The sequence below is a fragment of the Tenacibaculum sp. ZH5_bin.1 genome (assembly GCF_042865525.1).
Classification (GTDB): domain Bacteria; phylum Bacteroidota; class Bacteroidia; order Flavobacteriales; family Flavobacteriaceae; genus Polaribacter; species Polaribacter mesophilus.
The window spans coordinates 1500844-1523970 of record NZ_JBEGIO010000001.1 but is presented as its reverse complement, the minus strand read 5'-3'; the positions used below and the strand labels follow the sequence as shown (position 1 = coordinate 1523970).

General features: G+C 33.1%; 20 protein-coding genes. 9 read left to right on the top strand and 11 right to left on the bottom strand.

Translation table 11 applies throughout. The features are described from left to right. Nucleotides 1-5 precede the first annotated feature (5 nt). Genes ABHQ57_RS07050 through ABHQ57_RS07035 form a run of 4 tightly spaced genes read right to left on the bottom strand, consistent with a single transcriptional unit; the run spans nucleotide 6 to nucleotide 3936 of the window. Nucleotides 6-2075, bottom strand: a complete 2070-nt coding sequence (locus ABHQ57_RS07050) for a flotillin family protein (protein ID WP_389862983.1) — start codon at nucleotides 2073-2075, stop codon at nucleotides 6-8. Nucleotides 2076-2102: 27 nt separating this feature from the next. Then, a complete protein-coding gene (locus ABHQ57_RS07045; protein WP_047789344.1) occupies nucleotides 2103-2813 on the bottom strand; it encodes a hypothetical protein in 711 nt (236 codons plus the stop codon). A 2-nt stretch (nucleotides 2814-2815) separates the two neighbouring features. Then, on the bottom strand, nucleotides 2816-3529 hold the full coding sequence (locus ABHQ57_RS07040; RefSeq protein ID WP_073181346.1) for a PspA/IM30 family protein: 714 nt from the start codon (nucleotides 3527-3529) through the stop codon (nucleotides 2816-2818). An 11-nt stretch (nucleotides 3530-3540) separates the two neighbouring features. Then, nucleotides 3541-3936 carry a molecular chaperone Tir gene (locus ABHQ57_RS07035; RefSeq protein WP_159615684.1) on the bottom strand — a complete coding sequence of 132 codons (396 nt, stop codon included), beginning with the start codon at nucleotides 3934-3936 and terminating at the stop codon, nucleotides 3541-3543. A 242-nt stretch (nucleotides 3937-4178) separates the two neighbouring features. On the opposite strand from ABHQ57_RS07035, the gene ABHQ57_RS07030 reads away from it, so the two are divergent. After that, complete coding sequence (locus ABHQ57_RS07030) at nucleotides 4179-4937, top strand: helix-turn-helix domain-containing protein (RefSeq protein WP_167713478.1); 759 nt, start codon at nucleotides 4179-4181, stop codon at nucleotides 4935-4937. Nucleotides 4938-4941: 4 nt separating this feature from the next. On the opposite strand, the gene ABHQ57_RS07025 is transcribed toward ABHQ57_RS07030, so the two are convergent. Genes ABHQ57_RS07025 through kynU form a run of 3 tightly spaced genes read right to left on the bottom strand, consistent with a single transcriptional unit; the run spans nucleotide 4942 to nucleotide 8791 of the window. Beyond that, the gene (locus tag ABHQ57_RS07025; RefSeq protein WP_167713477.1) at nucleotides 4942-6339 is read right to left on the bottom strand and encodes an NAD(P)/FAD-dependent oxidoreductase; all 1398 of its coding nucleotides are present in this window, start codon (nucleotides 6337-6339) and stop codon (nucleotides 4942-4944) included. Further along, a complete protein-coding gene (locus tag ABHQ57_RS07020; protein ID WP_167713476.1) occupies nucleotides 6332-7531 on the bottom strand; it encodes a S41 family peptidase in 1200 nt (399 codons plus the stop codon). Before ABHQ57_RS07020 ends, ABHQ57_RS07025 begins: the two co-directional genes overlap by 8 nt. After that, nucleotides 7532-8791 carry a kynureninase gene (kynU, locus tag ABHQ57_RS07015; protein WP_167713475.1) on the bottom strand — a complete coding sequence of 420 codons (1260 nt, stop codon included), beginning with the start codon at nucleotides 8789-8791 and terminating at the stop codon, nucleotides 7532-7534. A 150-nt stretch (nucleotides 8792-8941) separates the two neighbouring features. Here kynU and ABHQ57_RS07010 point away from each other — a divergent pair, with 150 nt between their 5' ends. The 3 genes from ABHQ57_RS07010 to ABHQ57_RS07000 are packed head-to-tail and all read left to right on the top strand — an operon-like array spanning nucleotide 8942 to nucleotide 10801. After that, entirely contained in the window at nucleotides 8942-9718 is a 777-nt protein-coding gene (locus ABHQ57_RS07010) for an IclR family transcriptional regulator (RefSeq protein ID WP_167713474.1), read from the top strand. 4 nt (nucleotides 9719-9722) lie between these two features. After that, nucleotides 9723-10289: a Crp/Fnr family transcriptional regulator gene (locus ABHQ57_RS07005; RefSeq protein ID WP_073181362.1), complete on the top strand. Its 567-nt coding sequence runs from the start codon at nucleotides 9723-9725 to the stop codon at nucleotides 10287-10289. 59 nt (nucleotides 10290-10348) lie between these two features. Next, nucleotides 10349-10801, top strand: a complete 453-nt coding sequence (locus tag ABHQ57_RS07000) for a hypothetical protein (RefSeq protein WP_073181363.1) — start codon at nucleotides 10349-10351, stop codon at nucleotides 10799-10801. A 69-nt stretch (nucleotides 10802-10870) separates the two neighbouring features. Here ABHQ57_RS07000 and serA read toward each other — a convergent pair whose 3' ends face one another. Together serA and ABHQ57_RS06990 are read right to left on the bottom strand one after the other, a co-directional pair. After that, nucleotides 10871-12763 (bottom strand): phosphoglycerate dehydrogenase, encoded by a 1893-nt coding sequence (gene serA / locus ABHQ57_RS06995; protein WP_167713473.1) that lies wholly within the window; start codon nucleotides 12761-12763, stop codon nucleotides 10871-10873. 169 nt (nucleotides 12764-12932) lie between these two features. Beyond that, complete coding sequence (locus ABHQ57_RS06990) at nucleotides 12933-13742, bottom strand: hypothetical protein (protein ID WP_167713472.1); 810 nt, start codon at nucleotides 13740-13742, stop codon at nucleotides 12933-12935. A gap of 131 nt (nucleotides 13743-13873) precedes the next feature. On the opposite strand from ABHQ57_RS06990, the gene gcvP reads away from it, so the two are divergent. Next, nucleotides 13874-16729 carry an aminomethyl-transferring glycine dehydrogenase gene (gene gcvP, locus ABHQ57_RS06985; protein WP_073181366.1) on the top strand — a complete coding sequence of 952 codons (2856 nt, stop codon included), beginning with the start codon at nucleotides 13874-13876 and terminating at the stop codon, nucleotides 16727-16729. Between the two features lie 50 nt (nucleotides 16730-16779). Here the strand turns inward: gcvP and ABHQ57_RS06980 are convergent, their stop codons facing one another. Continuing rightward, complete coding sequence (locus tag ABHQ57_RS06980) at nucleotides 16780-17067, bottom strand: hypothetical protein (RefSeq protein ID WP_047789357.1); 288 nt, start codon at nucleotides 17065-17067, stop codon at nucleotides 16780-16782. A 646-nt stretch (nucleotides 17068-17713) separates the two neighbouring features. Between ABHQ57_RS06980 and ABHQ57_RS06975 the strand changes: the two genes are divergently transcribed. Next, a complete protein-coding gene (locus ABHQ57_RS06975) occupies nucleotides 17714-18583 on the top strand; it encodes a zinc-dependent peptidase (protein ID WP_047789358.1) in 870 nt (289 codons plus the stop codon). A gap of 194 nt (nucleotides 18584-18777) precedes the next feature. Here ABHQ57_RS06975 and ABHQ57_RS06970 read toward each other — a convergent pair whose 3' ends face one another. Then, complete coding sequence (locus tag ABHQ57_RS06970) at nucleotides 18778-20409, bottom strand: ABC-F family ATP-binding cassette domain-containing protein (RefSeq protein ID WP_073181369.1); 1632 nt, start codon at nucleotides 20407-20409, stop codon at nucleotides 18778-18780. Nucleotides 20410-20755: 346 nt separating this feature from the next. On the opposite strand from ABHQ57_RS06970, the gene ABHQ57_RS06965 reads away from it, so the two are divergent. The 3 genes from ABHQ57_RS06965 (at nucleotide 20756) to ABHQ57_RS06955 (ending at nucleotide 23017) form a co-directional block, all read left to right on the top strand. Next, nucleotides 20756-21220: a hypothetical protein gene (locus ABHQ57_RS06965; protein WP_389862969.1), complete on the top strand. Its 465-nt coding sequence runs from the start codon at nucleotides 20756-20758 to the stop codon at nucleotides 21218-21220. Between the two features lie 285 nt (nucleotides 21221-21505). Then, nucleotides 21506-21865, top strand: coding sequence for a hypothetical protein (locus ABHQ57_RS06960; protein ID WP_173360700.1), 360 nt, complete (start codon nucleotides 21506-21508; stop codon nucleotides 21863-21865). Nucleotides 21866-22099: 234 nt separating this feature from the next. Continuing rightward, a complete protein-coding gene (locus tag ABHQ57_RS06955) occupies nucleotides 22100-23017 on the top strand; it encodes a helix-turn-helix domain-containing protein (protein WP_389862966.1) in 918 nt (305 codons plus the stop codon). Nucleotides 23018-23127: the final 110 nt, after the last annotated feature.

The following is a 23127-nucleotide window of genomic DNA, read 5'->3' as shown; positions in this document are numbered from 1 at the left end:
TTATTCTAACTCATTTTTTTATTAGATATATCTAAACCTTTTGCTAAGCTAAAAAGGTTTCCTAAAAGCGTTTGATCGTCATCAGATGTTGCTCTTTCTTTAAGAGTCATTAATAAGTTAGCAATTGTTAGGTTTTTAATATCATCAGAAGAAATTCCGTATTTTACAGCAAAATCTCTAACGCGTTCCATTAAGTTTCCTTTCACATCATCACTACTTAAAATAGCATCCTTTACCTCTTGTAAATTACTACTATTTTCAATCATCTTATCTAGTCCTTTAGCCTTAGTAATTTGTCCCATTATTTGCTCAAAGAACATAGTCTCTCCTCCTACTATATCAATTTTAGCAGATTTTAATGCTTGTCCAATAACATCAGCTTGTGCATCTGCAATATCTTTTTGTATGTTGATGTGCGCTAAATCTACTTTTAAATCTTTTTCTAGACGCAGTTTAAACTCTTCGTGTTCTTTACCTACACCATCTAGTTTTTTCATTGCTGCTGCTTTTTCTTCAATTCCAGCTGCATCTGCTAAGGCTTTTTCTCTTATAATTTCCGCTTCAGCCATTCCTTCTTTTCTTTGTGCTTCAGCTTTTGCTTCAATACCTACAGCCTCTGCTTTTGCTTTCTTCTCAATAATAAGTGCCTCCATTGTACCAAATCGTTCACTAGCATCTGCTTTGGCATGCATTACTTGAGCTTCTGACATTCCTAAAGTAGCTTCTTCTTTTGCTTTTGCATCTGCTAATGTCTTACGAGCATCAGCTTCTTTTTCACTTGCTTCTTTATGTGCCTGCGCTTCAATGTTTATTTCTTCTGCTTTTTGTTTTGCAGCTTCTTTTTGAGCCTCAGCTTCTTTAATTGTTTTAATTAAATCTTCTTGAGCTTTTGCTTCAGCTAACGTAATGGCAACTTGCTTTTCTCTTTCTGCTGTTTTAAACGCCTGAATATCTTTCATATTCTCTTGTTCTTCAACAACTCCTTTTTCTAAAGTAACACGATCACGAATAACATCTTGTATGTTTTTCTTTTCTACTTCAACTACCTTTTCTTTTTCAATCTGAGCCAATGTAACTATTCGCTCACGCTCAGTAGCTTCTAACATTCTATCTTTTTCTACTCTTTCAGTTTCAACAACATCTGTACGTAATTTATTCTTAGCCGCTACAATAACTTGTCGTTGTTTATTTTCTTCTGCTACTTGTACTTTTTCCTCTGTTGCTATTCTTGCTGATTCTGATTTTAATAGCTCTTCTTGATTAACTTTTAAGATTTCAGCTTCTTCTCTTGCTTTAACGTTGGCTATTTCTCTTTTTTGTTGTTCTTCTTTTTCTGCTAATTGTTTATCTAATTCTAAGATAGCTTCACGAGCTTCTACATCTTGCTTTCGAATAGTTTTCTCTTCATCTCTTTTTATCAAGTTTGCTTTAATATTTTGTGCAGCTGTTAATTCAGTAATTTTTTTAATTCCTTCTGCATCTAAAATATTATCTGCTTTTAAATAAGATACTGATGTTTGCTCCAAGTAGTCAATTGCACAGTCTTCCAGCGTGTATCCATTTAAGTCAGTTCCTATTATATCAACAATTTCATCCCTAAACTCTCTACGAGCTTCATACAACTCTGTGAAGTCAAATTTTTTCCCTACCGTTTTTAAAGCTTCAGAAAACTTAGCTTCAAATAAATCTTCTAGAGTTGAAATGTCTGATGCTCTATCGCAACCTATAGTTTGTGCTACTTTTTTAATAAATTCTACTTCATTGTTTACTCTTACAAAAAAGGCAACTTTAATATCTGCTCGCATGTTATCCTTACAAAGCAATCCATCATTACCTAAACGTTCTATTTGAATTTTCTTTACAGAAATATCCATAATTTCTACTCTGTGAAATACAGGTATTACATACATTCCTTTATCTGTTGCTACTTTAGTTCCTCCGAAACCTGTACGTATCAATGCTTGCCCTTGCGGTACTTTTTTGTAAAACATTGCTATTATAGCAAAGTATAAAATAATAAGGAATAGAATTAAACCTACACCTACTCCAATAACCTGTAATAAACTGTTTGTCATAGTTCTTTTTTTTAAAATAATTTGTTTTTAATTTATATATGATTGTGCGTAATAAAAAGACTTATCTTGGCTTTGTTTTATAATCAAGATTTGCTCTCTAAATTGTATAGGACTCCCATCTAACGATTTAATATTTATTGATAAGTGAGTCCCTTCAGCTTTTACTTCAGCTGAACCTAATTTTTTTTCTTTGATGTTCGATAAAGAAACTCCTACTCTACCTACTATATCTATCGGTAAATCTCCGTGTTGATTTAAGTTCTTAAAAAAACTTTTAAAAGGTGTTGTAAAAATTTTATTGATAAACAACGAAGGTAAAAAACCTATTAACATTAATGCAAAACCAAAGCTATTGTTTATACTTCCTGTTAAAACAGTAGAAAATGCCGTACAAATCCACCAAATAAAAATCCAACAGGTAAACGTAAACATAAAAGGTAACCCTACAAAATTGAAGTAAATCAGAAAAATTTGCCACCATTTTAATGGTTTTCTTCTCTTGCCTAGTACATCTTCTTTATTTACTTCTGCATTTGAAACATCATGAAAATCTGCATTCCCTCCTTCTATTCCTGAATCTGTATCAATATCAAAATCTGCATCGATATCTACATCTATATCTAAATCGAAATCAACTCCTGAAATCATTGTCACTATCCAATACAACAAAAGTATAATTACCAGTATTGTAAGTGGTAAGTTAACAGATGAAAATATAATATCAGTAAAAGTGTTCAATTTTATTCTTCTTTACTATTTAACCCTAATTTTTCTTTTAATTTTGACAGACTTTCTTCTGCCGAAGTTTCAGTTACATCTGCTGCCTCTGACAGTTCCTGATCTATTGATTTAGATGATTTCGCTATTTCTCCATAAGCTTCAGCCAAAGCTTCTTCTTGTTTCACTTTCTCCTTCATACGCTCTAACATAGCAACAGTACTAGCACTATCAATATCAGCCATTTGTTTATTCAAATTCTTAGTTGCCTTAGAAACTTTAACTCTTGCTTTTAATGTTTTTAATTCATTTTCCCATTTACTAATATTCTGTTTAATCTCTTGAATATTGTGCTCTAATTTACTTACTGAGTCATTAAACTGAGCTTCTTCTTTTTTTACCATTCCTATTTTATGGTTTGTCTCTTCTTTTTTCATTAGAGCTTCTTTTGCTAATCGATCTGCTTCAGATACTTCTATATCACCATTTTGTCCTTTCTTTAAAATCAACACAGCTTTTTGCTCATAATCTTGACTCTTATATGTTAATTCTTCTACATCATTTTTAGCTCTAATAGCCAACGCCTTTACTTGCGCTAAGGATTCTAAACTCTTCTCTAAATTCAGTTTTAAGTCTCTAATTCCTTGTTCTGTCATTTTAATAGGATCCTCCATTTTATCTATCGCAGAATTTGCTTCTGATTGCCCTATTTTAAAAAGTCTTTTAAAAAAATTCATATCTATTTTTTTTAATATTTTGAAAAATTAATAATGTGATCTGAGTATTCACTCAAGAGTAAGCTAAGTGAGTTTAAACTCGCTTCAAACTCATTAGCGTCTAAATTCTCTAATTGAAGTGTATCTCTAAAAATAACACGCTCTCCACTTTCATCTAAGACAAAAGCTCCGTGGATTATATCTCTATTCTTTTGCAGTAAACTCCTAAAAACTTCTTGATTAGGCTCTCTAATTTTAAAGATATATTGTTCAAAAATTATAATTGGATTTGCAACTCCTATAATTAAGTTTTTAATTCCTTCGTTTTCTTTCTCAACAACAAAAATACCTTCTTCTTGATTTTCTTTTATTATATTGAAATTTAACCCAAGTAAAAACTCCTTTACCTTACTAAAATGTGTATTCATTTTTAAGCAGTTTGATTAGTTAATATAGCATTCTTTTTAAGCGATAATATTACAAAAAGTTTCTAAAATCAAAGACACTTAACATAATATTATTAGCAATATAGATTCAAAAAAATTAATTTTAAACATCCCCCTACTAATTTTAAAACTAAAAAAATTAGCAAAAACAAAAATAATTAGCTAATATTGTTTGCTCAAATATACAAAAATAAAAATACTTAGCAAATAAAATTAGCAAAAATATGTCATTCTTTGGTAAAAACATAAAAAAAATCAGAAGTGTTAAACGTTTAAGCCAGCAAGCTTTTGCAGAACTCTTCAACCTTAAGAGAGCTACACTGGGCGCTTATGAAGAAGGCAGAAGCGAACCAAAAATTGATACCATTATAAAAATTGCTAATTATTTTAGCATTCCTATAGACAATTTATTAACTTCAGAGCTCACAGTTAATAATTTACTTCAGTTTAAAGAGGATTTAACCCTAGAAACTGAAAAACTATCAAAAGAAACCTTCACCATTATACCTTGCATAACCGAAAAGACAATTACAGAATACATAAAACACCACAACAAAACTTCTTTTATTGATGATTTATCCAAAATTCAACTCCCTATTAACTCTCAAAAAAAACTCAGAGCTTATACTGTTTCTAATTTAGAAATGGCTAATCACAATAATGGATTATACCCTAACGACATAGTAATAGGCCAGTTTACACCAAACAATACTATTAAGAACTTAAAAAATGGAGAACTCACACTAACTCTTGTTAAAAATGAAATGATTCTACGCAAACTATACATTGAAAACGATTCTGTAACTCTACGTGCAAACCATAAAAACATCCCCGATAAAACATTTTCTATTACAGATATTAAAGAATTGTGGAAAATACAATATGTATTTTTCAATAGAATTCCTGACCTTAACACCTCTATAGAAAACAAACTTTCTTTTTTAGAACAAGAACTTTTGAAACTAAAAAGAGAACTACAATAAACAACTATCTAAACCCAGCAACTTTATCTTCTTCTAAAATTTCGTTGGTTTCTTCTTGCACCTTTTTTAATACCTCATTCAAATCGGTGATGGTATCTAAATCATGATGAGCCACCATATTTAACAGAGCTTTATCTTGCGCACGTCCTTTTTTCATCGCTTCTGCATACGGAATCTCTTCATTAAAAGTTACCATAGAATACTTTGAAAAATATTCTGTTGGAAACGTCTTCTCTAAGTCCATTTCTAACTTCCTCTTTTGCTTAAATAATGGATTTGCTACATGATCACGCATTTCGTAAAAATTATCGATAGCTAAATCAGCAATCGCATCAGTATCTTCTTTACGTGCTTTTTCATACGCTTTAAAAGTAGCTTGCCAATCTCCTTCGTGCGTATCTAGAATCGTATCAAATACCGTTACATCTTCAAACGATGCATTCATTCCTTGTCCATAAAACGGAACAATCGCATGTGCTGCATCTCCCATTAACAAAGTTTTGTTTTGATAATGCCAAGGCGAGCATTTTACCGTTCCTAAAGCTCCTGTTGGATTGTTTAAAAACTCATCTTTAATACTTGGTATCAACGCTAAGGCATCTGAAAATTCTTTTTCAAAAAACTCAGTTATCTTTTCTTCTGAAGTTAAGTTGTTGAAATTGTATTCTCCTTCGTCGTAACTCAAAAACAAGGTTACCGTAAAACTTCCATCTAAGTTCGGCAATGCGATTAACATGTACTCTCCACGAGGCCAAATATGCAAATGATCTTTACTTATTTGATGGTTTCCTAACTTGTCTGCAGGAATTTCTAATTCCTTGTATCCGTGTGTTAAGAAATTCTGCGAATAGCTAAACAAGAATTTTCTTTCTAAATAGTAGCTTTTCCTCAATGCAGATCCTGCACCATCTGTTCCAAAAATCACATCTCCATCTACTGAAAACTCTTCCTTCGTATTGTAGTTTTTAAAATGCGCTACCGTATTTTCAATATCAACCAAAGTACATTCTGTATTAAAATGAATGCTTATATTTTCGTGTGCTTCCGCTTCGTTTAATAAGATTCCGTTTAAGTCTCCTCTCGAAATAGAGTTGATATATTCTCCTTCTCTACCTGAATAATTAGAAGCAAACGTATTCCCTTCTCTATCGTGCATTAAACGTCCGTACATCGGAATACAAATTTCACGCGCTTTTTCTTCTACACCACATAAACGAAGTGCTTTAAAACCACGATCAGATAATGCTAAGTTGATAGAACGTCCTGCTGAAATATCGGTAACTCGTAAATCTGGACGACTTTCATACATTGCTACCTTATAGCCTCTTTGTGCTAAACGAAGTGCTAATAAACTTCCGCATAAACCAGCACCTATAATTACTATGTTATCTTTTTTACTCATTTAGTATTTGAATCGCTTTTTTATATGTTTCTTCACTTGTTTTAGTGTGAATTTCAGGAATAAATTTTTCTCTTGGCGTACCGTTTGCATGAAACAATTTTTCAACAGGAAAACATAAATTGATCTTAGTATTTGGTAACCTATCACATTCAATAGCTCCTAACAATTTTGCCATCTCAGTCCCTACTACTGTTGCCGATTTTATGTTATCAAAACCTTGTGCTATTGCTTCTCCTACACTTCCTGTCCACCTTCCTGCTAATACAATAACTGGTTTTTTATATGGATTTTTTAAAGGTGTTAATAACTCAATCCAACTTCTTTTTATACCAAACTCTCTTTCTAAACTTACTTTTTCATGTTTTTGATATGGAATTGTTTCCGATATAAACTTTCCCATAATACTTTTTGCTACTTCGGCATTACCTCCACTTGGTGTATCTCTTAAATCTACAATTATCGCTTTGGTATCTCTAAACTCATCTACCTTTTTAGGAAAAGCTTTAATTACCTCATTGTTTCCTAAAGAATTATTTAGCTTTATATACCCTATATTTCCTTTTATAATTCTTGAACTTAAAGTTCCGTTTTCTTTTTTTGAAGCTGTAGGTTTGTTTAGTTTATATTGTTTTTCTTTTCCATTTTCTAGTACTAGAATCACTCTTTCTTCATTATGCTTTCCAGCAAACCATAAATTGGCAAAAAACTCTTTTACGTCGTCTTTTGGGTTTTTAAAAGATTTTGGCAGTACTTCTTCTACTAAATCTTCAATTTTACGATTGTTAATACCAAGTAATTCATCTCCAACTTTTAATCCTGTTTCTTCAATTTCAAAACCCGATCTAATGTCAGCTATGTAATATTTTCCATCTTTTATTTTTATCCACGCATCAGTTGATGTTGGAATTAGTCGAAATGAAGATTTTAAATTTCGATTAATCCCCGTATGAGGGTCATATAGTTCGTACGTTATATTCTCTATTAACCTAATAAACTGAGAATCATCCGAAACATTTTCTACCTCTTTTTGATAAATCTTTTTTACCTCATCCCAATTTGTTTGTTTTTGATCAAAGTAAGCGTAGAATCCATCAAACATACTCCACAAATAATCAAAATCTTTTTGATACTTAGTTTGAGCTATACTACTAAAGCTACATAGAACTAAAAAAACAATAAATACTTTTTTCATTTATAGCAATGTTTTTAAAATTTCAACCATTCTGTATACATCTTTAAAACTGTTATACATTGGCACCGGAGCACAGCGAATTACATCTGGTTCTCTCCAGTCGGTTATGATATTGTTTTCGGTTAGTTTTTTGTGTAAACTTTTATCTGCATGCTGCACTTGGATAGATAATTGACACCCTCTTTCTTTCGGATTAGATGGCGTAATTATTTTAATTCTATCGGTATCAATCTGATTGATTAGATATTCAAAATAGCCTGTTAATTTTTCCGATTTAGCTCTTAACGCTTCCATTCCTACCTCTTCAAACATATCTAATGAAGCTCTAATTGCTGCCATCGATAAAATAGGAGGATTTGATAACTGCCAACCTTCTGCTCCTGATATTACATCAAAGGGTTGACGCATGTTAAAACGAGTTTCTTTGTTATGGTTCCACCAACCTGCAAAACGAGGTAACTCTTTATTATGTGCATGTTTTTCATGTACAAACAATCCTGCTAAACTTCCAGGACCCGAATTTAAATACTTATAGGTACACCAAGCTGCAAAATCAACTCCGCTATCATGTAATTCTGGCGAAATGTTTCCCGCACCGTGTGCTAAGTCAATCCCTACCATACAGTTTTTAGCATGTCCTATTTCTGCAATACGTTTGATATCTAAATACTGTCCTGTATAATAATTTACTCCTCCAATCAACAACAAGGCTATTTCATCACCTTGCTCATCTACTATTTTCTCTAAATCTTCAATACGCAATAATTCTTCTCCTTCACGAGGTTTCCATTCTATCAGTCCTTCTTCTGTATCAAATCCATGGAATTTTAATTGCGATTGTACTGCATATCTATCCGAAGGAAAAGCATCACTTTCTATAACGATTTTATACTTTGTTTTACTCGGTTGATAGAACGACACCATTAACAAATGTAAGTTGGTCGTAAGCGTGTTCATCACCACTACTTCAATTGGTTTAGCTCCCACTATTTTTGCCATTGAATTGGTTAAAAACTCATGATATGGCATCCATGGGTTTCGAGCTTCAAAATGACCTTCTACTCCATATTTTGCCCAATCGTCTAATTCTTGTTGAATGTATTGTTGTGTTTGTTTTGGTTGCAACCCAAGAGAGTTTCCTGTAAAATACAACCAATCATTCCCTTTTGCATCTTTAGGAATATGAAACTGTGCTCTTAAGTGTGCTAATTTATCTTCTTTATCTTGTTGCTGTGCGTAATCAAGTGTTGGTTTGTACATACTTTTATCTTTATTTCTAAAAACCATTTCAAAACACTAAAGATACTTCATTTTTGATTCTAAATAAAAAACTAAAGTGTTTCATATAATAAAACGTTGTTTCATAAATCTACATAACTTTATTATATTAGTCAATAATTTTCCAAAAAAATGAAGCTAGATTCCAAAAATTTAAATCAATCCATCATCAAAGCATTTACGGTTTTAGATGCTTTTACCAGTAATAAAAAAGAATGGGGTGTTAGAGAACTAGCTGCTAAAACTGGCTATAACAAGAGTACGGTATACCGATTACTAAGCACATTAGTTTCGTTGAATGTTGTACAACAGAATGATAATGAGAAATACCAACTGGGCAGTAAGTTGTTTGAATTAGGCAATCGAGTTTCAATATACAAATCACTAAGAAATTTAACTAATGAACCTATACAAAAGGTAGCTTTAGAAATTCAAGAAACGGTTTTATTGGGTATTTTAAAAGAGCAGCAAGTGCTACACATTAATAAAGCTGATAGTTTACAAGGACTAAAAATAAGTACTTCTATAGGTTCTTATACTCCCATTAATGGAAGTGCTATTGGAAAATTATTACTAGCTTTTGCTTCACCAGAAGCACAAGAATACTTTCTAGATTCGGTTACTCTAAGACCTTTTACCAAAAACACCATCACCTCTATTTCAAAATTCAAAGAAGAATTACTACTAATTCAACAACAAAAATTTGCATTAGACATAGAAGAATCAGAATTAGGCTTGGTATGTATTGCTATTCCAATTTATAATAACAAAGGAAAAGTGATTGCTGGAATCAGTGCTTCTGGACCTTTAAGTAGGTTTAAAATGGAGAACGTAACAAGTTATATTCAAATTTTACAGAAAGGAGCCAATATCATAGAACAGAATTTAAGTGACTTTGATAGTTTATAAAATTATGGAACAAATAAAAACACTCTTGCAATCTTTTGCTGACATCTCTGAAAAGGATTCAAACTATTTTTGCTCTAAACTCCAAAAAGTGACACTTCAGAAGAAAGAAATTGTATTAACCAAAGGAACCACTGAAAACTATCTTTCTTTTGTTGAAACAGGAATTTTAAGGTTATTCATTCCTAAAATTGAAAATGATGTAACATTTGGTTTTGTTTTTAAAAACAGCTTTATCAGTGCTTATGACTCTTTTTTAGCACAAACTCCTTCTGAATATAGTATTGAAACGTTAACCCCTACTATTTTATGGAGATTATCTTTTAATGATTTAGAAGACATTTATCAAAACACCTCCATTGGCAATGAAGTAGGAAGGAAAAACGCGGAGAATTTATTTTTACTAAAATCGAAACGAGAACTTTCTCTTTTAAACAATACACCTGAAGAAAGATACCTCAACCTTTTTCAAGAAAGGCCTGAATTAATCCAACACATTCCATTAAAATACATAGCATCTTATATTGGAATAACTCCACAAGCACTGAGTAGAATTAGAAAACGAATTTATTAACCCAAGTTCATTGACTCCTTCTTAAAGTTTCTTCAATTTTGGATAAAACTTTTTAGGCAATGAAACCATTATTTATTTTACTTCTAACTTTTATAGTTTCTATAGGAATACAAAGACTTATTTCAAAAAACATTAACTACCTGATTTCTGCCAGAATAGCCATGTGCACTATGCTATTGTTTACTGCATTAGGGCATTTTCTATTTACTGATGGCATGAGTAAAATGATTCCAAACTTTATTCCTTTAAAGCCAACTTTAGTATTAGCAACAGGAATTTTAGAAATTATATTAGCTATAGGCTTATTATTACCTGTTTACCAGAAAACAACTGCTTGGATTCTTATCTTTTTCTTACTACTTATGGTCCCTGCAAACATAAAAGCTAGTTTAGAAAACTTGAATTATCAAACGGGAACTTATAACGGAAAAGGACTTTCTTATTTGTGGTTTAGAATCCCATTACAACTCTTTTTTATTGCTTGGGTTTACTTTTCCACCTTAAAGAAATAACTATAAACAAAAACAAGGTCTACATTTTACTGCAAACCTCGAATAGTAAAAATTACATAGAATACGTTTTTAATACAGTACTCTAAATTTAATTGTTCCTTCAACTTTTTTAAGCTTTTTTATTACTTCTTGATTATATTCTTTATCAACATCAGTAATTACATACCCTACTTTTTCATCTGTAGAAAGATATTGTCCTGTAATATTCAATTCATATTTTGCTAACACCTTATTAATCTTTGCCATTATTCCAGGTACATTTTTATGAATATGTAAAAAACGATGTGCATTTTTATGCTTAGGTAAACGAATATTTGGGAAATTAACCGCATCAACCGTATTCCCTGAATTGATATACGCCATAATTTTGTTCGGAACAAAATCAGCAATATCTCTTTGAGCTTCTTCTGTACTACCTCCCACATGTGGAGTTAAAATCACATTATCTAATCCTTTTAACTCAGTATAAAACTCACCATTTTTTCTTGGCTCTTCAGGATACACATCTACAGCAGCACCTGCAAGTTTACCTGATTTCAACGCATCCACCAATGCTTCAATATCTACTACAAATCCGCGAGAAAGGTTTACCAAATGCGCTCCATCTTTCATTTCAGCTAACTCTTCCTTTCCTATATAGTTTTTGTTTGCTGAATTATCATCTACATGCAAGGTTACCACATCAGAAATATTCAACAACTCTTTTAATGTATCTAATCTTGTTGCGTTCCCTAAAGCTAATTTATCTTCAACATCATAATAGTACACGTCCATTCCTAAAGCTTCTGCCAATACAGATAATTGTTTTCCTATGTTTCCGTATCCAACAATTCCTAACTTTTTACCACGCACCTCTCTTGAACCTTGTGCTGTTTTATTCCATTGACCGTTGTGAATTTCTGTACTTCTTTGAAACACACTACGCATCAACATAATGATTTCTCCAATTGCTAATTCTACTACCGAACGAGTGTTACTATATGGTGCATTAAAAACTACTACTCCATTTTCTTTACATGCTTCTAAATCGATTTGCTTCGTTCCAATACAAAAAGCAGAAACCACCATTAACTTTTCAGCAGCTTCAATTACTTTACGAGTTACTTGTGTTTTAGAACGGATTCCTAACACATGAACATCTTTTAATTTTTCAATCAATTCATCTTCCGATAAACTTCTTGAAACAGTTTCTACAGAAAATCCATCACCTGTCAACTTTGTAAAAGCATCAGGGTGCACGTTTTCTAATAATAATATTTTAATTCTGTTCTTTGGGTATGATAGGTTTCTAGGCAATTTGTTAACGTATAAAAATTCATCTAAATTTGGGGTAATATGGTCGGCATTTGCGATTGTCTTATCTCTCGACACATTTTCTGTATAAGCAAAAAAAGTATCAGCAACACCAGCTTCTTTAGTTACAGCATCACTATAGCCATCTCCAATTACTTGTACTTCACCTTCTAAATTTAAGGATTTTAAACAATCTATCTTTCCGTTGTGCTTAGATAATGGATTTTGGGTATCAAATCCAACAATAACTCCATCTTTGTCAAACTCAAAAGTATTTGCGAATACTCTTTCCGACGGAATGTTATACTCGGCAACGATTGGGTCGATAAATTCTTTAAAACCTGCTGAAATCACATAAATGTCATCAGAAAAGCTTTCAAAAAACTCTTTATTTCTTTCTATAGAAGGAGATACTTTCTGTTTTAACTCCTCTATTAATAAAGGTAAATCAGATTTTTTAGCACTTAATAACTGAATACGTTTTTCCAAGGACTCAGTAAAAGAAATATCTCCATCAACTCCTTGATTAGTGATATGGATTACCTCTTGAATAATCTCATCTTTTTTCGGACTCCCATTTAAGGTGATTTCGGCTAAAACATCTAATGCTTCCACACTGGTAAGTGTACTATCGAAATCGAAAACGAAATTTCGTTTTACTAAATTCATGTTACTTAATTTGTGTTTTTGTTGTTGTGTTGTTAAGCCAACGAATGTACAAAGGTTTTCTTAAAAACACATATTACAAAACCCTTAAGTTTCAGTTTTTAACTATAAAAAACACGCTGCTTACAAGCTATTACTTTTCAAGTTTCAATACCTGCTAAAAGCTTCAATCTTAAACTAACAAAAATAACAACCAAAAAATGGGAATTGCCTCAATCCAAAAAGAACTGTAGTATTTAGACTGATTTACTCTTGCTCTCATCAATAAAATTAACAATACGGAAAACACCAATAAAAAAGCTGTACGGTATTGAGTATTCGGACTAATCATAAACTCCAACACCAAACACACCCCAAGCAAAACAACCCCAAACTTTTTAGTGTTTTCTAAACCTATTTTTTTAGGAATTGTTTGTAAAGAAATAGCATCGTATTGCACATCTCTAATATCAAAAGGAAGGATTAATATTATTACCAACAAAAAACGCTGTATTACACACAAGTACACCTCAGTTGTGAAAGAAATTTCACTAGCATATATTGGCAATAACACCGTAGTTACTGCCCATACCAAGGCCACTACTATTATTTTTAAATAGCCAATACTTCGTAAGTTTTTTTGGAATCCACTTAAAAAAGGTACTGCATATAAAAAAGTTAAAACCCCTAAAGGCACGAAAAACAATAAAGTTTTTAAAGGTAGTAACCATGCATGATAACACATTAGCAAGAAACAAATCAACGAAAATATTTGAATGATTTGTAAGTTTTTAGTCAAACTTCGATGATGGAGTTTCGCTACTCCTGCATATTTAACAAAATTATACCCAGTAATTGTGGCAAAAAACACAAAAAAACCGAGTGATTCATCATACGAAAAACCAAAGTATAATTCCGTAATTATAAACAAAGAAATCACCGATAAGGCTACATGGATACTAGAATTTATATAAAAATCAAGTACTTTTTTAAAAAGGTTCATCTAACAAAAATAACTTTTCTGTTTATAACCAGCTGTTTTGGTTAATAAAATATTGTTTTTAACAAAAAAATATGTAGTATCAAATCAACCAATTTCACTATTTTTGAGGCACGAAAAACAACAACACAATAATGAACACAAATTCATTTCAACTTAGGCATATAGGTCCTCGTGTTAAAGATCAGGATCAAATGCTTCAAACAATTGGCATTGAGAATTTAGACCAATTGATTTATGAAACTATTCCCGACGATATTCGTTTACAAAAAGAGCTTGATTTAGCCCCTGCAATGAGCGAATATGAATACCTAAATCACATTAACGAATTAGGTGCAAAAAACAAAGTTTTTAAAAGCTATATAGGTTTAGGATACCACGAAGCTATTTTACCTAGTGTTATCCAACGTAATATTTTAGAAAACCCAGGATGGTATACTGCGTATACCCCTTACCAAGCTGAAATAGCACAAGGACGTTTAGAGGCCTTGTTAAATTACCAAACTATGATTTGTGATTTAACAGGAATGGAATTAGCTAACGCTTCATTATTAGATGAAAGTACTGCAGCTGCAGAAGCCATGGCTTTATTATTTGATGTTCGTGAAAGAGCACAAAAGAAAGCAAGCGTAAACAAGTTCTTTGTTTCAGAAGAAATTTTACCACAAACCTTATCAGTATTACAAACACGTGCTATTCCTATCGGAATTGAATTAGTTGTTGGTAACCACGAAGAATTTGATTTTTCAGAAGAGTTCTTTGGCGCTATCGTACAATATCCTGGTAAGCACGGACAAGTATATGATTATACCGATTTCGTTGCTAACTGTAACGCAAATAATATCAAAGTAGCGGTTGCTGCTGATATTTTATCATTAGTAAAGTTAAAAGCTCCTGCTGAATTTGGTGCTGACGTTGTCGTAGGTACTACACAACGTTTTGGTATTCCTTTAGGATATGGAGGGCCTCACGCTGGATATTTTGCTACTAAAGAAGCTTACAAGCGTAGTATACCTGGTCGTATTATTGGAGTTACCAAAGATGTTGATGGTGGTCGTGCGTTACGTATGGCATTACAAACGCGTGAGCAACACATTAAACGTGAAAAAGCAACTTCAAACATTTGTACTGCACAGGTATTATTAGCGGTTATGGCTGGTATGTATGCTGTATACCACGGTAAAGATGGTTTGCAATACATTGCAGATCGTGTACACACAAGCACTACAACCCTAGCAAAAGCCTTAAACGATTTAGGTTTCAAACAAAAAAACAGTGCTTATTTCGATACTATTTTAGTGGAAGTTGAAGCTGACAAGTTACGTCCAGTAGCAGAAGCAAACGGAATCAACTTTAACTACATCGATGCAGAGCATGTTTCAATCTCTGTAAACGAAACAGTAGGTTTAAAGGAAATCAATGAAATTGTTGATTGTTTTGAACAAGCATTCAATATCAAAGATATTTTAGTTACTGAATTTACTTCAACAGATGTAATTCCTGCAGACGTAAAAAGAGCTACTTCTTTCTTAGATAACGAAATATTTAACACGTATCAATCAGAAACTGATATGATGCGTTATATCAAAAAATTAGAACGTAAAGATTTAGCATTAAATCACTCAATGATTTCTTTAGGGTCTTGTACCATGAAGTTAAATGCTGCTTCTGAAATGTTACCATTGAGTAATCCTCAATGGGGAAATATTCACCCATTTGCTCCATTAAACCAAGCGGAAGGATACCAAATCATGTTAAGCAACCTTGAAAACCAATTAAATGTGATTACTGGTTTTGCAGGTACTTCTTTACAACCTAACTCTGGTGCGCAAGGTGAATTTGCCGGATTAATGACTATTAGAGCCTATCACGAAGCAAATGGAGATACCCACAGAAACATCTGTTTAATTCCTGCATCTGCTCACGGAACGAACCCTGCATCTGCTGTTATGGCGGGTATGAAAGTGGTGGTTACCAAAACTGACGAAAGAGGAAACATCGATGTAGAAGATTTACGTGCTAAAGCTGAAAAACACGCTGATAATTTAGCTGCTTTAATGGTAACCTACCCATCTACTCACGGAGTATTTGAAAAGGCTATTAAAGAAATTACGCAAATTATTCACGATAATGGTGGACAAGTATATATGGATGGTGCAAACATGAACGCACAGGTAGGATTAACAAATCCTGCAACTATTGGTGCCGATGTTTGTCACTTAAACCTACATAAAACATTTGCGATTCCTCACGGTGGTGGTGGACCAGGTGTTGGACCAATTTGTGTGGCTCCTCAATTAGTTCCATTTTTGCCTACCAACCCTGTAATAGCAACTGGTGGTAACAATGCCATTACGGCTATTTCAGCAGCTCCTTGGGGTTCTGCATTGGTATGTTTAATCTCTTACGGATACATTACCATGTTAGGTGCTGACGGGTTAACAAACTCTACTAAGAACGCTATTTTAAACGCAAACTATATTAAAGAGCGTTTAAGCGGACATTATAGCACTTTATATACTGGTGAAATGAACCGTGCTGCTCACGAAATGATTTTAGACTGTCGTGAGTTTAAACAAAACGGAATTGAAGTTACTGATATTGCGAAACGTTTAATGGACTACGGATTCCACGCGCCTACGGTATCTTTCCCTGTAGCGGGTACAATTATGGTAGAGCCAACCGAATCGGAAGGTGTCGCTGAATTAGACCGTTTTTGTGATGCGTTAATCTCTATTAGAAAAGAGATTGCCGAAGCGAGTAAAGAAAATCCTAACAACCCGCTTAAAAATGCACCACATACGCAAGAAATGTTAACTGCTGATGAGTGGGATTTACCATACTCTCGTAAACAAGCAGCATTTCCTTTAGATTATATTGCAGACAATAAGTTTTGGCCTTCAGTACGCCGTGTAGACGATGCTTTTGGTGACCGTAATTTAATTTGTTCTTGTAATCCTATTGAAGATTATATGGAAGCAGAAGCTTAATAAATATAACACCTATAAAAAAGACCTCGAAATTTCGAGGTCTTTTTTATTTATGCAACTCTTACAATTCTTTCTAATGGAATAATAGTAGATTCTTTTAAAATTACCGAGGCATCAGTAATACCCCAAACGGTTGTTTCTACTCTCTTTAAACCATCCACATCCATAAAAAATATTTTTACCTTTTCTCTTTCTAAATTTCCTAAAGACAAAGCCCGCTGTAAATCTAAAATACGATTTACTATTGCTTTCTTTTTGTTTAACACCTCTTCTTTTGGAAATTTTAAGAACTTGATCTGTTCTTTTGCTACAGTTATAAAACCTGTTTTTGTAGTCATATTATTGGGGAATTTAAGGTTACTACTTTATAAAATTAAGATTTAAGTTATAGAACTAAAATCTCATTGCCAATGTATACATTTCGAAATTCATTTACAAACAATACAACAAAACAATATAAAATTTAACATTTACACAAAATAAAGAGTTGATTTTTAACAAACACTCAATAAAATCAATATTAAACTACAAAACACTCAAAAACAGAAACTTAAATATTATTACTAAAGAAGATTGTTTCGTTTCCCTCACAATAATTATAAATAAAACGTCATTACGAAGGAGGTTACGACTGAAGTAATCTCTCCATCAACTAGCAGATTGCTTCGTTCTACTCGCAATGACGAAACATACCGTCATCTCGAACTGAAGCAACGCGGAATGTGAGAGATCTTGAGAATAGAAGTTACTCTCTTCATGAGATTCCTCACATCCGTTTGGAATGACGTTAAGTTAATTAGAATGACCATACCTAAACGTCATAGCGAGGAGGCTCATTGAGCGAAGTCGAAATGAACAACGTGGCTATCTTTTACTCGGTACACGATATACAGATTGCTTCATTCCATTCGCAATGACGCTTGTACTCTACCCTATTTTTATATATTTGAAAAAAAATTACTAGTAGTCTCAACGCTATTTTAAATGACTTATTTATCTATAATTATACTCGTAGGTATTTTTCTTGTATTCAAAAAAAGCACCTCAACACCAAAGTGGAAACAACCTACAACTCCTTTTCCAAACAAATGGAAAGTTATTTTAACTAAAAAAGTCGCTTTTTACAACGCACTCACTCCTGATGAAAAAGAATTGTTTGAATTCAAAGTTTTTGAATTCCTGTTAAATCATGAAGTTATTGGTGTTGATGTTACAGTTACGATTACGGACAAACTTCTGATAGCTTCTAGTGCTGTAATTCCTATTTTTAATTTTCCTGAATGGCGCTATCCTAACATCAAAGAAATCATTTTATATCCTGCTATGTTTAACGAGCATTTTGAAACCGAAGGAGACAACCGAAGAATTTTAGGAATGGTAGGTAACGGGTATTTAGAAGGAAAAATGGTTTTATCGAAACCTGCTTTACATCTAGGTTTTGAAAATGAAACTGATAAAAAGAATACTGCCATCCATGAGTTTGTACATTTAATTGATAAACTAGATGGTAATATTGACGGAGTACCACATGTATTATTAGAAAAGCAATACAGTATTCCGTGGGTAGACTTAATCAACAAAAAGATTGAAGAAATATATAACGACGCTTCTGATATCAATCCGTATGGTGGGACTAACAAAGCGGAGTTTTTCTCGGTAGCTAGTGAATACTTTTTTGAGCGTCCGAAGTTATTAGCTAGAAAACATCCTGAGCTTTATGCATTGCTAGAGCAAATCTTTAAACAAGATATGGACGACATGAACCTGCATTTAAAACGTCTTGATATTTCCAGAAACGACCCTTGTCCTTGTGATAGTGGAGTAAAGTACAAGAAGTGCTGTGGGGTGAACTAACCGCTCCCTCTACTCGTCATTACGAAGGAGGTTACGACTGAAGTAATCCCTCCATCGACTAACAGATTACTTCGTTACACTCGCAATGACGATAACTTAGACGTCATTTCGACAGAGTGATTTTATGAGCGACGAGAAATCTCAACAATGGGAGTTACTCACTATAATGAGATCCCTCCTTTCAGTCGGGATGACTACAAATCTATCTCCTTTAACGCTTTGATGTTGTTACGTTCTAAGAAAGCATCAATCGTTTCAAAGTGTTCTATAACGCGTTGGTCTTTAAATTCAAATACTTTTTGAGATAATCCTTGTAAGAAATCACGGTCGTGCGATACTAAAATTAAGGTTCCGTCGAAGTGTAATAAGGCTTCTTTGATTACCTCTTTTGATTTTAAATCTAAGTGGTTTGTAGGTTCATCTAATATCAATACGTTTACCGGCTCTAACAACAACTTTACCATTGCTAAACGGGTTTTCTCTCCTCCAGAAAGTACTTTTACTTTCTTTTCTAAATCATCTCCCGAGAACATAAAACGTCCTAATATATTTTTGATTTGCGTTCGGATGTCTCCTTCGGCAACCTCATCTACGGTTTGGAAAATTGTTAATTCAGGGTCTAACAATGATGCTTGATTCTGTGCAAAGTATCCTACTTTAGCGTTGTGCCCTAAACCACATTCTCCTTCAAAATCAATTTCTCCCATAATTGCTTTAATCATGGTCGATTTTCCTTCTCCGTTTCTTCCTACAAACGACACCTTTTCTCCACGAGCTATAGAGAAACTTGCATCTTTAAATACGGTTAAGTCTCCGTATTGCTTCGTCAATCCTTCCACTTTTACAGGATAATCTCCCGAACGTGGTGATGGTGGAAAACGCAGTTTTAATGCTGAAGTATCTACCTCATCTATTTCTACAGGAACTAATTTTTCTAACATTCGTTCACGTGAAGCTACTTGATTCGTTTTTGAATAGGTTCCTTTAAAACGCTCGATAAACGCTTTGGTATCGGCAATAAACTTTTGTTGTTCTTGGTAGGCTTTTAACTGATGTGCACGACGCTCTTTACGCAACTCTAAATAGTGTGAGTAGTTCGCTTTGTAATCGTGAATGGTTCCCATCGTTACCTCAATGGTTCGGTTGGTAATGTTATCAATAAACGCTTTATCGTGCGAAATTACTACTACCGCCTTGGCTTTGTTTAATAAGAAGTTTTCTAACCAAATTACCGATTCGATATCTACGTGGTTGGTAGGCTCATCTAACAAAATTAAATCGGGTTTTTGCAGTAAGATTTTCGCCAACTCAATACGCATACGCCAACCTCCACTAAACTCTGAGGTTGCTCTTTCAAAATCTTCTTGTTTAAATCCTAATCCTTTTAAAGCTTTTTCTACTTCTGCTTCGTAGTTTATTTCTTCTAACGCGTAGTACTTCTCTCCTAAATCTGATACACGCTCGATGATTTTCATATAATCATCCGATTCGTAATCGGTACGGGTTTCTAATTGTTTGTTGAGGTCGTCCATTTCGGCTTTCATAGCAAAAATAGATGCAAACGCTTTGGATGCTTCTTCTTTTACCGTGCAGTTGTCTTCCATTAACAAATGCTGAGGTAAGTAAGCGATTACGGTATCTTTCGGGCTGCGAACGCCTCCTTTAGTTGGTTTAGAAACTCCTGCTATAATTTTCATCATAGTGGATTTTCCTGCCCCATTTTTACCCATTAAGGCAATTTTATCGTTTTCGTTTATTACAAACGAAACATCGCTAAACAAGGTGTTACCACTAAACTCAACCGTTAATTGATCTACCGTAATCATACAAATAATTTTAAGCGGCGAAATTAGCAAAAATGGTGTATACCTTTGATAAAATTTTGGTATAACCTGAGTTTTATAAATTAACTAAAATCAATAGGGTGTCATGTCGATAGCATGAAGTATGGATGATGAGACATCTCAACAATAAGAGTTACTCACTTTAATGAGCTCCCTCTTTTCAATCGGGATGACGCTTTCTAGTGATCTTTAATGGTAAAAACCAATACTATAATATATACACCTGCTTACTCATACTACAACTAACAAAATTCTACTTTTAAGTATTGATTGATAGCTTTTTCTTAAGCTCTTTTAATGTTTTCTCCGAAAGCTTTTATGAAATCTGTTGGGATTTGAGGCTACGGCTAACAACGCTGTCAGCTTTTTTACATGTGTTATTAATTTATCTATTGCCTTAGTGTTAGCTACTTGTGCCGTGGTGTCTTCGGAGCACGCCGTGATATTAGCGACCCGTGCCGTGGTGTCTTCGGAGCACGCCGTGATATTAGCGACCCGTGCCGCGGTGTCTTCGGAGCACGCCGTGATATCAGCGACCCATGCCGTGGTACTAGCGACCCGTGCCGTGGTGTCAGCGACCCATGCCGTAGCATCAGCGACCCATGCCGTGGTATTAGCGACCCGTGCCGTGGTATTAGCGACCCATGCCGCGGTGTCTGCGGAGCATGCCGTGATATCAGCGACCCATGCCGCGGTATTAGCGACCCGTGCCGTGGTATTAGCGACCCATGCCGCGGTGTCTGCGGAGCATGCCGTGATATCAGCGACCCACTCAAGCTTTTATGATAGCTAGAACAATTTATTACGGGATTCCGTAAGAATATGTGCTTGTCTTTTTTTAGGTTCGCAGGAATTGGATTATTAATTAACAAAAAACAGTAATTCGTTAATAACTTTATTTTAGATAAGGTATTGATTTTGATACATTTGATAATATGTGAAAATTGCTCTGCTTTATTTATAATATCCCTTGCTATTATCGGGATAACAAAAGTAAAACTTAGAATATAACGAGTTATGTATAATTATAACTGAATAAAACTAATAACAAACATAAAAAGCTTGAATTATTAAAATAATGAAAAAAGACCACTTACTTTTAATGTTATTTTTTACGGTTATTATTTCTGTAATAACTTATATTTTTATAAAAGAAAAAGAATTGTCAGACCATAAAGCTTATTCTGAAGGAAAAATAGTTAAGCATTTTAAAACAGGTGAAAAACATTATATCAAATATATATTTAAGGTAAATGGAAAATTTCAAGAAGGTGAAGCAAAAGTTTATCCTTTTAAATGTGACGATGGAACCGACTATTGTGTTGGAAAGAAATTCCCCGTAATATATTCATATATCGACCCAAGTAACAATGAAATAAACTTAGGAAAATATAGCAAGTTTAGACCTAATAGAATTAGAATGTTTAGTATTGAATAAAAACAAACTATACATAACATTGGCTATAATTAATACGGGTTTTGGTGTTTAATCAAAAGTTTAGTGTATTTTTATAATGTCGTCAAATCATTTTGATTTGACTTTTGAATAAGAAAAAATAAAAGCAAACAAAATGCTTCGTCTTAGTGCTAAATCGGAAAGCCTCTACTTCCCTATTCCCGCACCAATCATAGCCGAAGCCGTTGTATGCAATATTGACACTGTCCTAAAAATATGAAAGAACTACATAAATTAGAATTATACGATTTTGAAACAATCAATTCTTTTATTGAAAATGAGATTGAGGAATCTATACATATTGAATTCAAATCGGCTGGAGCACTTTCAAAAAAAGATGGTCAAAAAAAAGAAGTATCCAAAGATGTGTCAGCATTTGCCAATTCAGATGGTGGAATAATAATTTATGGTATCGAAGAGAAAAACCACAAAGCTCATAGCTTTTCGTTTATAGATGGTAATGAGTTCACAAAAGAATGGTTAGAGCAAATTATAAGTTCCACAGTAAACAGAAACATACCTGATTTAAAAATATTTCCAGTCAGGAAAAATGGAATTATCTCAAGTACAATTTACGTAGTTCAAATACCATCAAGTCTTGAAGCACCTCATATGGCTCGAGATAAAAAATACTACAAGCGATATAATTTCGAATCTGTACCAATGGAAGAGTATGAAGTAAGACAACTTTATGGCAGAAAAGTTAAATCAAAATTGATTTTAGACAAATCAATAATTAAAAAAACTAAAAGCACAGACGAAGACGAAGAATTTGAATACACTTTAGAAGTTGATGTTTATAATGACGGAGAAAAAATGGAAGAAAATTATAAAGTAAATATCTACTTTATAGATTTCGCAAAAAGTATGAGAATTTATCAAAATAATGGTGAATCCAATAAAAATATAAACTTCACACATTTAGAAGATAATAGATTTAAAGTAAGCGTAAAAGGAGTTACACCAATCTACCCAAATGAATCACTTAATGCAGTACGATTTAATTTTGCAATTAAGAAAAATGAGTTTATTGAGATTGTGGAAAATATTAAATTGGAAATTCTGCTTTATTATCCAAATGGAGATGATTTAATGGAATCTAATTTAGGAAAAACACTTAAAAATTTTGAATAAAATACTGCATACAACAAAGAAATGAGGTAAAAAACAAGTACATTTTATACTTTTTTAAACCAACGTACTTTTATAATTTGCGTCATAAGGCGAACAACTTTTTACTATTA

Bases quoted from the DNA above. Each gene is read 5' to 3' on its own strand.
- ABHQ57_RS06990 (WP_167713472.1), bottom strand. From the start codon at position 13,742: ATGAACCTTTTTAAAAAAGTACTTGATTTTTATATAAATTCTAGTATC.
- serA (WP_167713473.1), bottom strand. From the start codon at position 12,763: ATGAATTTAGTAAAACGAAATTTCGTTTTCGATTTCGATAGTACACTT.
- ABHQ57_RS07000 (WP_073181363.1), top strand. From the start codon at position 10,349: ATGAAACCATTATTTATTTTACTTCTAACTTTTATAGTTTCTATAGGA.
- ABHQ57_RS07005 (WP_073181362.1), top strand. From the start codon at position 9,723: ATGGAACAAATAAAAACACTCTTGCAATCTTTTGCTGACATCTCTGAA.
- ABHQ57_RS07020 (WP_167713476.1), bottom strand. From the start codon at position 7,531: ATGAAAAAAGTATTTATTGTTTTTTTAGTTCTATGTAGCTTTAGTAGT.
- ABHQ57_RS07030 (WP_167713478.1), top strand. From the start codon at position 4,179: ATGTCATTCTTTGGTAAAAACATAAAAAAAATCAGAAGTGTTAAACGT.
- ABHQ57_RS07035 (WP_159615684.1), bottom strand. From the start codon at position 3,936: ATGAATACACATTTTAGTAAGGTAAAGGAGTTTTTACTTGGGTTAAAT.
- ABHQ57_RS07010 (WP_167713474.1), top strand. From the start codon at position 8,942: ATGAAGCTAGATTCCAAAAATTTAAATCAATCCATCATCAAAGCATTT.
- ABHQ57_RS06970 (WP_073181369.1), bottom strand. From the start codon at position 20,409: ATGATTACGGTAGATCAATTAACGGTTGAGTTTAGTGGTAACACCTTG.
- gcvP (WP_073181366.1), top strand. From the start codon at position 13,874: ATGAACACAAATTCATTTCAACTTAGGCATATAGGTCCTCGTGTTAAA.
- ABHQ57_RS07050 (WP_389862983.1), bottom strand. From the start codon at position 2,075: ATGACAAACAGTTTATTACAGGTTATTGGAGTAGGTGTAGGTTTAATT.
- ABHQ57_RS06955 (WP_389862966.1), top strand. From the start codon at position 22,100: ATGAAAGAACTACATAAATTAGAATTATACGATTTTGAAACAATCAAT.
- ABHQ57_RS07025 (WP_167713477.1), bottom strand. From the start codon at position 6,339: ATGAGTAAAAAAGATAACATAGTAATTATAGGTGCTGGTTTATGCGGA.
- ABHQ57_RS06980 (WP_047789357.1), bottom strand. From the start codon at position 17,067: ATGACTACAAAAACAGGTTTTATAACTGTAGCAAAAGAACAGATCAAG.
- ABHQ57_RS06975 (WP_047789358.1), top strand. From the start codon at position 17,714: ATGACTTATTTATCTATAATTATACTCGTAGGTATTTTTCTTGTATTC.
- kynU (WP_167713475.1), bottom strand. From the start codon at position 8,791: ATGTACAAACCAACACTTGATTACGCACAGCAACAAGATAAAGAAGAT.
- ABHQ57_RS06960 (WP_173360700.1), top strand. From the start codon at position 21,506: ATGAAAAAAGACCACTTACTTTTAATGTTATTTTTTACGGTTATTATT.
- ABHQ57_RS07040 (WP_073181346.1), bottom strand. From the start codon at position 3,529: ATGAATTTTTTTAAAAGACTTTTTAAAATAGGGCAATCAGAAGCAAAT.